The organism is Paenibacillus sp. OT2-17 (assembly GCF_009827695.1).
Taxonomy (GTDB): domain Bacteria; phylum Bacillota; class Bacilli; order Paenibacillales; family Paenibacillaceae; genus Paenibacillus; species Paenibacillus polymyxa_B.
In genome coordinates, this window is record NZ_WUDQ01000101.1 from 1 (window position 1) to 10,645 (window position 10,645).

Consider the following 10,645-nt stretch of genomic DNA (forward strand, 5'->3'; position numbering starts at 1 on the left):
CCATCATACCGGGCATTGAGGTTACCGAGCCTGAACGGACAGATACCAGCAAAGGCCGCTCCGTATCTCCGAATATAGCCGACTGCGCTTCCTCAATGTCGTGCAGGGCGATTACGATCTCCCCCAATAAGCCCTCCGGAAGCTTGCCGCCTGAAGCAAAATAGGCTCGGCACGCCTCGGTGGTCACCGTGAAGCCGGGAGGGATCGGGAGACCCAGTGTCGTCATTTCCGCGAGATTAGCGCCTTTTCCTCCTAGTAGCGCTTTCATCCCCAACTTACCTTCGTTAAATGAGTACACTCTTTTCAGCATTAAATTCATTCCCTCCACTTATCGAGATACATGCCTGAATTAATCTATATGTCTATTTAAAGTTGTAACACAAATCAGGAGGAAATTTCAATATATATGACGTAATATATACCTATAACATTCATTTATGATGTTTTAATTAATGAATAAACTTATTTATAAAACACTTTAATTCGGAATTAGACGTATATCGGGATAGAATGACACGACTTAAAAAAACAAAAAGGACATCTGTCTAGACGTCCCTTTGCTCAGCTCAGATTTTATTTTTCTACATCTCTGTTAGCATCTTTTCAAAAATATTATAGCCGTTCGTTTCGCCTATATACGTATAACCGCATTGTGTGTAAAACTCGCTAAGCTTGTCATTTCCCGCAATACAGTCTAAACGGATTCGATCCTTGCCTGTGAAGTGGATGCCTTGTTCAATCCATTGCATCAGCTCACGGCCTAGCCCCTTCCCGGTGCTATCGCGATCCACAACCAAACGATGCAGATATACTGAGGTTCCTCCTTCAGAATCCGTTTCGTCTAGTCCCCACAACTTACGGTCCCATGCACTGGGCTGCTGCTGCAAGATCACTGCGCCTGCCAGGCTATGGTCCTCCGATGCTCGGAAAATAACCACTTCTCCGCGTGCAATAGCGCCGCCCAAGTTGTGATCATCTTTTCCTTTAAGTAAGTTGCCCCATTGCGTGGAGCCTTTGCTGTGCAGCCATCTGGCCGTCTTTAAAATTAACTCCTGAACCTCAGCCTGATCTTCAGTGCTTGCCTGAAAAGCCATTAATCCTGGTTTGACGGATGATTCGACAATAGTCATTGATGTCATGCTGCACCTCAACTCTCAAATTTTCCTTATGTATAAAATATAGCATAAAAAATGAGCGTCTAAATCTACAAAATCATCCTCTTCATTACCTCTATAATATAAATACGGCTATACTCTTATCGATCATTTATGGTGAAAAATGTAACCTTTCTAATCATTTCAACCGATGATATCCGTATGAGAAAAGATGGAAAGGTTGTGAATGAGGTGCCAAGCCGTAATCCATATCTCCTCAAAAAGATATTTGGCATAAACAAAGAACGTATACTCATCTTCGCGCTGCTGCTGATCCCGGCTATCGCTGCCTTTATTGGAACACGGCCTATGCCTGCACAGTATATTTTGCAAGGAGAAATGCATCCGGTCAAAGATCTTGGCGTTCAGGGAAGCGTGTTTTTTGCGTCTGTTCAAACGGGTATTGCTAACAATCTCCTGGAGCGTTGGAATGTATATTCCAGTGAAAATGTATCCGGGGGAGCGATTACATTTGAACCCCTTGCCCCTGATGAAGTGGACTCTTATTTGAAGGACCTCACAGAGACGGACACGCTAAAATATTCTGCCATGCAAGCCGTACATGCAGCGACGGAATTAAGCGTAGACAGCGACACAGCTGAGGCTACGGCGACGTTCTCGAATCTTAGCAAATTGGAGGATGCTCGCTATGCGGAGCTATTGACTCATTTGCAGGATCTTTCGGGAAATTCCTTGGGTCTGATGACAGGCATCGGACTGTATGAGGAAGCCAATAACATCGACTTTTCAGATGGCGGACGTCACAAAATCGCAGGCTCTGGCACGATGGAAGAATACGGAGATGTCGGATCGGTCGGTGGACTGGAGCAAAAGCTGCTGGGAGCCGAGGCTGCAAAGGTTGATCTATTTTTCGTACCGGCAGATTATGAATGGTACGGTGAGGAAGGCAACGAAGCAGAAGCTGCCCGAGTCCAAAAGGAGCATGGACTCAAGCTACGCATTATCCCCGTAGAAACACTGGAGGATGCTATCGTGTATTTGAAGCAACTAGACTGGGAGGAAGTACATCTTGAATGATTCAGATTCCAAAGCATTCCCGTCCAAGACAGCTGGCAGTGTACATCAAGCCTTACTAGCAGTGGGCACTATGGGCGAATTTCTCATCCTTATTTTTACGTTAGTGTATATTTACGCAAATGATTTTTATTACGATCATCTATACGAGCTGGAGCAAAAATTTACAGTTTTTAGCTTTGTTCTGTACTACATGTGTTTTGTAACCTATCTGATCTGGCTAGTTCAAGTACATAAAGCCATCCGGCAAAAGCATTCCGATTATCCGATTCGTACCGTGGGAGCCATTGCTCGCATGATTCCTTTTATTAACTTGTGGGGATTCTCCAATACATTCACCCATATTTATAGCTACTTTGCGCTCCACCCCGAATTGGAGCGCAAAGCGCGTTATATTCAAAAGATGATTGTTCCGCTATATTTTGTCTGGTTTGGTGAAGGGATTATTAACCGGATTCTTATCTTACATTTTTCCCATATGGAGTCGATGTCCATGTTGCTGGGAGCTATCATGCAAACCACCAGAATGGCATTCTTTTACTGCATGACACGGGTCATTCACAATAGTCTGGTCATGCTGAATAAAAAAGATGAAGAAGGATTGCATTAAAAAAACGAGCTGGCCTTCACGGTCAGCTCGTTTCAATCTCTGGTGAAGTGTTTTACTCCATAAACAATATTTAATTCGTCTGTGAAGCAGGTACAATTCGGTATAATCCTGAAGTCTCGCCAGCCGCGGGACGTAATTCCTGGATGAACCAGCCTAACGACAGCACTCTCTCCAGCCGATCATACTCAGCCTTCGTCAGTTCGGATGTAACAGCTTCGCTTCCTTCCTCCAGTGACAGCTCAGGCTCCCGCCCGAACGCAACGGCAATCCACGAACGAATGCCCCGGATCGTATTGTACTTGATCTGATATCCGTCCGTTACCGCGCTGACAAACACTTCCGGCTCTTTGGACGCCAGCCCGGTGACAAGCTCTGTATAATCAAAATCGGATGGTCCGTCCGTTGGCAGCTCATTTTGCTGCACCCGACGGATTAATTCGTCTTGGGACCAGCCTAAAGAGCGTAATGATTCCAGCAAGAGTGCGTCCCATTGGGAAATACGTACTCTTTTCGTCAATTCAGTCATCGTTTTTTACCTCCTTTGGGTCATGCACATCGTACAACCGCTCTTAACCCTAACGGTTAACCGGGTATGCTACATAATGGCCGGGACTGATTTCTCTCAGCTCGGTTGCACTGTTGTTATCCTTGTCCCATACTAATGAGCCGTCTGGTTGGGCCAAGCCCCCCTCCAGTCCCTCCCGCTCTCCGACTGCTCTCGGATCAGGCACAGGGATGGAGGACAGCAGCGCCTGCGTATAAGGGTGAGCAGGCTGCTCATACAACTCATCTGCATCAGCTACTTCTACCAGTCGCCCATGGTACATCACACCGATTCGGTCTGAAATATGCCGCACCATCGACAAGTCATGGGCGATGAACAGGTACGTCAGCCCGAACTCCTGCTGGAGATCCTCCAGCGTGTTAATGACCTGCGCCTGGATGGACACATCGAGTGCCGAAATCGGCTCGTCACAGACGATGAACTCGGGGTTCACGGACAGAGCACGAGCGATGGAAATCCGCTGGCGCTGCCCGCCGCTGAACTCGTGCGAGTAGCGATACAGATGCTCCCGCTTCAGCCCTACCTTTTCAAGCAAAGCCACTACAGCATCCTTACGCTCACTCCCCTGATGCAATCTGTGAATATCCATCGGCTCACCGATCAGGTCAAGCACGTTCATACCCGGATTAAGAGAGGAATATGGGTCCTGAAAAATACTTTGAATGCGCCGACGCAGCGGCTTGAGCTGTTTGTCGTTCAGCTTGGAAATATCCTGACCGTCAAAGCGTACCGTACCTTCTGTATAATCGTATAACCGTGTCAGACAGCGTCCAACCGTTGATTTCCCACTACCTGACTCACCGACCAGTCCGAACGTCTCACCACGCTTGATTTGAAAGCTCACGCCATCCACCGCCTTGAGCACCTCAGAGCTACGCCCTAACAAATCCTTTGCGGTCACAAAATGCTTCTTAAGCTGGTGTACCTCTACCAAGGGCTGATGCTCACCCAATACATCGTTTGCTTCACTCACCGTTATTCCCTCCTTCCGCTTGCCCCGCTTCGGGCGTCTCGTAGACTCCAGCAGGCACTGCGTCCGGCTCGTTCAACCAGCAGGCTGCTCGCTGATCCGGGCGCAGCTCCACCATCGACGGCCGCTCCACACAGCGGGCAAACGCATGCGGGCACCGTTCCATGAACGGACAGCCCGATGGCGGGTTCAGCAGGTCTGGCGGCGTGCCCTCAATCGGCACCAGCCGCTCGCGGAAGCCGTTCGTGCGCTGGGGCACAGAACGCAGCAGGCCCTGCGTATACGGGTGGCCCGGACGATAAAAGATATCGTCCACGCGCCCCTCCTCCATCACCATACCGCCGTACATGACGATGACACGGCTACACACCTGGGCGACGACGCCCAGGTCATGGGTGATCAGAGCAATCGACATGTCGGATTGCTGCTTCAGCGTCTTGAGCAGCTCCAAGATTTGCGCCTGAATCGTCACGTCCAGCGCTGTAGTCGGCTCATCTGCAATCAGCAGCTCCGGGCTGCACGAGAGCGCCATGGCAATCATCACCCGCTGGCGCATCCCGCCACTGAATTGATGCGGGTATTGGTTCATTCGGCGCTCCGGCTCGGTAATGCCTACTTGTCGCAGCAGTTCTACAGCTGCTTGCGTAGCCGCTTCCTTGCTCAGTCCTCGATGTCTGCGGATCACCTCAACCAGGTGATAGCCAACCTTTTTGACCGGATTCAGTGAGGTCATCGGGTCCTGAAAGACCATCGCAATCTGGTTTCCGCGTATTTTGCGCCATTGCTTTTCCGTCAGAGCGGTCAGACTTTGTCCCCGATAACGGATATCGCCGCTCAGCCGCTTGCCCGGCGGGGCGATCATCGACATGATCGCTTTCGCTGTAACACTTTTGCCGCTGCCGGATTCTCCTACGATTCCTACCGTTTCTCCAGCATCAATATGAAAACTAACCCCTCGAACTGCCTGATTTTCCCCTTCACGAGTGAAAAAGGAGACCTCCAGCTGTTCGACGGACAGTAGATGTTCCGTCATTGTGTTTCGCTCCTTCCTGTCGCTCCTGGAGCCATTTGTAATGGATTTGTGCTATGATCATCGTTTTACTAATTTGGGTTCAAAGCCTACACGCAACACATCTCCCAAAACATTAAAGCTCAACACAGTCAGTAAAATAAGTAGACCTGGGAATAATGCCATATATGGGGCCTGTGCAATATATCCTTGGGCATTATTCAGCATACTGCCCCACGTAGCGTTCGGTAGCTGAACACCAAAGCCGAGGAAGCTCAGTGACGATTCCATCATAATCGCTGAAGCGATATTGTTCGTCGCCCCTACGATAATTACCGGAATCAGATTCGGTACGATGTGCTTCATAATAATACCAAACGTACTTTGTCCCGAAGCTTTGGCGTATAGTACATACTCCCGTTCGCGCAACGTCATTGTCTCTGCACGAACCACCCGGGCAATGTTCATCCACATGAGCAGGGCGATAATGACAATGATATTGCCGACGCCCGGCTTCAAAAACACACTCAGCAACAAAATAACCAAGAAAGACGGAATCGACATGATCAGCTCCAAAACCCGCATAAGCAGATTGTCGATCCATCCTCCAAAATATCCGCTCACAATACCTACCACTGCACCGATACTGGTCGCAATAATCATGGACGCAAAGCCTACCAGCAATGATACACGTCCACCGTACAGTGCTCTTGTAAAATAGTCCCGCCCATAATCATCCGTCCCAAACCAGTGTGCCGCTCCCGGCGGTTGGAGACGCTCTAGCACGTTCAACTTATTTGGGTCCTGCGGCGATAAAAATGCGAAAATCGCCCCCAGCGAGAATACGATCAATAGTATGAGGGCGACGGCGCCCATTTTGCTCGTCATCAGCTCGATCCCGATGTTGCGCCATTTGCTCCGATTCATGAATTCACCTCGTTGATTTAATTCTCGGGTCCGCAATGCTGTATAAGATATCTGCAAGCAGATTACCCAGGATCAGCAGCAGAGCGGAAAATAAAGTAATCCCCATGATGACGGGATAATCCATCCCTTTCACCGCCGTCATACCCAGCGAGCCAATGCCCGGCCAGGAAAATACCGTCTCCGTCACAATGGCTCCAGCCACCAGGTCCGCAACCGACATTCCGAGCAGTGTAATGATGGGCAATAGCACATGCTTGAGCACATGTCGAAACAAAACCAGTCTTTTTCCAGACCCGAACGCGTATTGAATCTGCACATACTCTTCCTTGAGCTGCGTAATCGTGCTGGAACGGATGTACCTCACATACACAGACAGAAAGCCGAAAGCCAGTACAAAACATGGTAAAATTCCATGCTTAATCACATCGAGCACCGAGTCCGTACCGATGGTACGCATCCCTGTACTCGGAAGCCAGTGCAGATAAATCGCAAACAAATAAATAAGTAAAATACCGAGCCAAAACAGCGGAACAGATATCCCGATGTACGACATCAGATTAATGAGCTTGTCGATCCAGCGATTCCGATTAGCCGCAGCCGTCAAACCGAGTGGAATTGCAATCAGCACAGCCAGTATGATAGATGCGCCCATTAACCCGGCTGTAGCCGGTAGACGATCGAGAATCTGATCCAGCACAGGCTGGTGATTAATTAGCGAGTAGCCGAGATCACCCGTTAGGCTCTTTTTAAGCCATAATATGTACTGCACATAAGCGGGCTGGTCCAGCCCCAAGCTATGCCTCATTCGTTCAATGTCTTCCAGATGCATATTCGGTGTAACAAAAGAGAGAACCGGATCACCTGGAGCCAGCTTGATCAAGCCGAAGCAGACGATGGACACAAAAAATAGCATCGGTATAACTTGCAGCAACCTTCTGGCGATGAGTTGTCTCATACGTTTCCCTTCCCCTTGCTGTTTTCGAAAAAAATAAGCTGGTTAGCCCAGCTTATTTTTGAAAACCCTGTCTTATTTGTGATAAATTTTGGACAAATCCTCGAAAATCACGACCGGCTTCAACACAGCCTGATCAATACCGCCATACTGCTTGTCGAAGGCTACAATAGTCTTGGTGTAAGCAATCGGGTAGATGACAGCATCCTCAGCCAGCAGCTCCTGTACCTTTTTATAAATTTCTCCACGTTTAGTCGTATCCGACTCACCCGCGCCCTCTTCCAGCAGCTTATCCACTTCTTTATTTGAATAATGCGAATAATTGGAGGACGATCCGGTGCTATACAAAATACGATACGCGTCAGGGTCATACCCCATGATATAGCCGCTGATCGCCAGATCGAAGTCCTTGGCATTCGTATCGACGAACTTTTGTGACCATGCTGAGGAATCCATGCTGTTCACGTCCAGCTGAACGCCTATGTCCTTTAACTTCTGCTGGATATAGAGCGCTTGTGCTTCCTGTACCTTGTTGCCGCCCGGAATGATAATGCGCAGCTTCAGTCCTTCAGCTCCAGCCGATTTCAGCAGCTCCTTCGCCTTGTTCACATCATTATTGAAAAATGCAACGTCGTTCGTGTGATACAGTACATCCTGTGTCAGAGCAGATTTCGCAGTATCTGCATAATCCTTGGAACCATAGGAGACTTGAATCAATTCATCCTGATTCAATGCATAAGAAAGCGCCTGACGTACTTCTTTTTTGTTCAACTGCTTCGTATCACTGTTTTCATTAAACATCAGATAAGCCAAGCGACCTTCGCTGTAAGGGAAAATGTCAAACTTATCTGTTGCCTTAATGGTCTCTACATTTTGTGGATCGAGATAGTTTACATTGATCTCACCATTTTGAAGGGCCAAATTCGCAGCATTCGAATCTTTAACAATCCGGTATGTTACTGAATCCAGATGCGGCTTTCCGCCAACATAGTTATCGAACCGTTCGAGTGTAACGTACTCACCGGTTTTGTACTCTTTAAATTTGAAAGGACCTGATCCAATTGGAGAATTGTTTTTTGTGCTTTTCTCAATATCCGCTTCATTCTCGAAAATGTGCTTCGGAATCGGGGATACCTGTACCAGTGCTGCCTCAAAAGCAGGAGATGGCTGAGGAAGCTTGAAATCGACCGTTGTATCATCAACCTTGCTCGCCTGAATCGGTTTGCCATTAACCATAAAATTACTTCTCAAAAAGCTGTGCTGCTTCTCGTCCAAAATTTTGTTAATGGTGAAAACGACATCGTCAGCTGTCAGCTTCTCGCCATCATGCCAAGTCAGATCTTTTTTCAATTTTAGTGTATAAGTCAGCTTGTCTGCTGAAGGAGTCAGACTGTCTGCCAAATAAAATGTCTTTTTGCCATTGTTCACCTGAAACAATGGTGCGAATATCGCCTGGTCTATCGTCAGACTTACCCGGTCACCCGCATAGTTCGGATTCAGCACCACCGGATCAGCTTGTACGCCAATGATCAGGCTGCCGCCATCTTTAGGCTGTTCGTTATCAGCTGTTGTGGTAGCTGTACCAGGCGTATTCCCATTCGTCTCAGACGTAGATCCAGAATTCCCGCCGGAGCATGCACTTACAACCAACATTAATACAATTAATACCAATACACCAGTCAAATTACGACGCATCGCTCTAGCCCCCGTGTCCTCTTAGTATGTAATAAATTTATTATAAATCGGAATAGTCGGATTTACAATCGATCAAAAACTGTTTATTCCCCTTGTCATTAGCATTCCAGACATTATGTGATCGAATCTAGAAAAAAACACCCGGTAAGGGTGTCTTCAGAGTATCCACAAACTGATCAGTGCCAGGATGGCAGGCAGGCCTTGCTTTAATAAAATAGACTTATTAGCAGTTAATGCACCATACAACGCAGCCACTACCACACAAATGACAAAGAATAATTGGATTTGCCGCCCGATCACAGTATCCGGATAGAACAAGCCCCACACCAATCCGGCTGCCAAAAAGCCATTGTACAGCCCCTGATTTGCAGCCAAGGATTTGCTTGCTTCCGCCAGCTCCTTCGAGGTGCCGAACGTACGCATCGCCCGCGGAGTCGTCCACAGAAACATTTCCAATATTAGAATGTACACATGCTCCAGAGCTACAATTCCGACCAATATTGAACTAAGTAAGCTCAAGTATATTCCTCTTTTCCACATAAAGTTACTATGAGGTGATTTTTAGATCTATCCTCGAAAAGTATAGTTCATCTTCCAAAAACAGTAAAGAGACCGAGCCTAAGGCCCGGCCTCATTTCTACATGAAGCCTTACATCGTTCTCGCAAAATCCAACAAAGCTTTGGACATGCTGTTGATCTCGTCTGTAGATGCATTCACTTGCTGCGTTAGCGCGGCTTGTGTTTGTGTCAGCGTAGACATGTTACCGATATTGTGCAAAATCCGCTCGATGAGTGTCTTCATTTCGTCCAGACTAGTCTCGATATTTCCGGTCGCATCAGCACTGTGAATGGCAAGTTTTCTCACTTCATCTGCGACTACCGCAAAACCCCGCCCCTGCTCGCCCGCACGCGATGCCTCAATGGCAGCATTCAGACCCAGCAGATTTGTTTGATTCGCAATCTCTTTAATGAAGTTGGAAATGTTTTGAGTTTCTTCTGCACTGACTTTGGCTTGATTCGCTGCCTCTGTCGATTGCTCCTGAGCCGTTGCCAGCTCCTGCGCCTGGTTACTAACCGAGTTAACGCCGTTCACCATTTCCGTAATGGAATCGGAGAGATGCTGGATTTTGAGCGTAAGCTCATCCGCGACAGCCTGCTTTTCCTTTTCCACTGTGATATCACGAATGGTCCCGGCAATACGAATAGGCACTCCCTTGCTATCGCGTATGCTTCTTCCACTGTTTTGATACCAGCGATATTCGCCATTTTTACTTTGCAAGCGACACACCATGTCATATGGCGTACGATCTGAATAGTCATTTAAATGATCAACTACAGCCTTAAACGCATGCTCGGCATCGTCAGGATGTATACGCGAACTCCAACTGCTTAGTACACTCGGGAAGTCCTGCTCATCCTTAAAGCCCAAGATGTGGCGGAATTGCTGGGACCACCAAAATATATTATCCGGGTTCTCAATGTCTCCATCAGCCAGAATGACATCATATGGAGCCTCCACCAAAACACGATTGATGAGATCATATCTTGTAACTAGAGCCTGCAACTCCTCGGACTTGATCTTCTGGTCGTGCACATCCAACAGAGCGCCCGCAATCCGAAGTGGCACTCCCTGCTGATCGCGGATCGTCGTTCCGGTAGCCCGGAACCAGCGGTATTCTCCATGCTTCAGCTTCAAACGATACTGTACGTCATAAGGCGTCTTGCCCG

At 48.0% G+C, this 10,645-nt stretch carries 12 protein-coding genes; 2 read left to right on the forward strand and 10 right to left on the reverse strand.

All coding sequences use genetic code 11. The features are described 5' to 3' along the window. Positions 1-310, reverse strand: a 310-nt coding sequence (locus tag GRP75_RS13390) for a PEP/pyruvate-binding domain-containing protein (RefSeq protein WP_272917203.1), incomplete at its 3' end; no start/stop codon positions are given. 271 nt (positions 311-581) lie between these two features. Beyond that, positions 582-1,139, reverse strand: coding sequence for a GNAT family N-acetyltransferase (locus GRP75_RS13395; protein ID WP_160789545.1), 558 nt, complete (start codon positions 1,137-1,139; stop codon positions 582-584). A 177-nt stretch (positions 1,140-1,316) separates the two neighbouring features. Between GRP75_RS13395 and GRP75_RS13400 the strand changes: the two genes are divergently transcribed. Together GRP75_RS13400 and GRP75_RS13405 are read left to right on the forward strand one after the other, a co-directional pair. Then, a complete protein-coding gene (locus GRP75_RS13400; protein WP_231517208.1) occupies positions 1,317-2,192 on the forward strand; it encodes a hypothetical protein in 876 nt (291 codons plus the stop codon). Further along, positions 2,185-2,799 (forward strand): hypothetical protein, encoded by a 615-nt coding sequence (locus GRP75_RS13405; RefSeq protein ID WP_076265106.1) that lies wholly within the window; start codon positions 2,185-2,187, stop codon positions 2,797-2,799. Before GRP75_RS13400 ends, GRP75_RS13405 begins: the two co-directional genes overlap by 8 nt. A 70-nt stretch (positions 2,800-2,869) precedes the next feature. Here the strand turns inward: GRP75_RS13405 and GRP75_RS13410 are convergent, their stop codons facing one another. From GRP75_RS13410 to GRP75_RS13445, 8 genes are all read right to left on the reverse strand, one after another. Further along, positions 2,870-3,325: a hypothetical protein gene (locus tag GRP75_RS13410; protein ID WP_160789546.1), complete on the reverse strand. Its 456-nt coding sequence runs from the start codon at positions 3,323-3,325 to the stop codon at positions 2,870-2,872. A gap of 49 nt (positions 3,326-3,374) precedes the next feature. Next, entirely contained in the window at positions 3,375-4,337 is a 963-nt protein-coding gene (locus tag GRP75_RS13415) for an ABC transporter ATP-binding protein (protein WP_076295727.1), read from the reverse strand. Further along, the gene (locus GRP75_RS13420) at positions 4,330-5,367 is read right to left on the reverse strand and encodes an ABC transporter ATP-binding protein (RefSeq protein ID WP_160789547.1); all 1,038 of its coding nucleotides are present in this window, start codon (positions 5,365-5,367) and stop codon (positions 4,330-4,332) included. Before GRP75_RS13420 ends, GRP75_RS13415 begins: the two co-directional genes overlap by 8 nt. Before the next feature lie 57 nt (positions 5,368-5,424). Continuing rightward, a complete protein-coding gene (locus tag GRP75_RS13425; RefSeq protein ID WP_013308329.1) occupies positions 5,425-6,270 on the reverse strand; it encodes an ABC transporter permease in 846 nt (281 codons plus the stop codon). 4 nt (positions 6,271-6,274) lie between these two features. Then, positions 6,275-7,225, reverse strand: coding sequence for an ABC transporter permease (locus tag GRP75_RS13430; protein WP_023986565.1), 951 nt, complete (start codon positions 7,223-7,225; stop codon positions 6,275-6,277). A gap of 72 nt (positions 7,226-7,297) precedes the next feature. Beyond that, on the reverse strand, positions 7,298-8,917 hold the full coding sequence (locus GRP75_RS13435) for an ABC transporter substrate-binding protein (RefSeq protein ID WP_160789548.1): 1,620 nt from the start codon (positions 8,915-8,917) through the stop codon (positions 7,298-7,300). A 156-nt stretch (positions 8,918-9,073) separates the two neighbouring features. Continuing rightward, entirely contained in the window at positions 9,074-9,436 is a 363-nt protein-coding gene (locus tag GRP75_RS13440) for a DUF1304 domain-containing protein (protein ID WP_023986563.1), read from the reverse strand. Between the two features lie 130 nt (positions 9,437-9,566). Next, on the reverse strand, positions 9,567-10,645 hold a 1,079-nt coding region (locus GRP75_RS13445), incomplete at its 5' end, for a methyl-accepting chemotaxis protein (RefSeq protein WP_160789549.1).

Coding starts and splice junctions, on each gene's coding strand:
- GRP75_RS13395 (WP_160789545.1), bottom strand. CDS start 1,139: ATGACATCAATGACTATTGTCGAATCATCCGTCAAACCAGGATTAATG.
- GRP75_RS13400 (WP_231517208.1), top strand. CDS start 1,317: ATGAGAAAAGATGGAAAGGTTGTGAATGAGGTGCCAAGCCGTAATCCA.
- GRP75_RS13410 (WP_160789546.1), bottom strand. CDS start 3,325: ATGACTGAATTGACGAAAAGAGTACGTATTTCCCAATGGGACGCACTC.
- GRP75_RS13420 (WP_160789547.1), bottom strand. CDS start 5,367: ATGACGGAACATCTACTGTCCGTCGAACAGCTGGAGGTCTCCTTTTTC.
- GRP75_RS13425 (WP_013308329.1), bottom strand. CDS start 6,270: ATGAATCGGAGCAAATGGCGCAACATCGGGATCGAGCTGATGACGAGC.
- GRP75_RS13430 (WP_023986565.1), bottom strand. CDS start 7,225: ATGAGACAACTCATCGCCAGAAGGTTGCTGCAAGTTATACCGATGCTA.
- GRP75_RS13435 (WP_160789548.1), bottom strand. CDS start 8,917: ATGCGTCGTAATTTGACTGGTGTATTGGTATTAATTGTATTAATGTTG.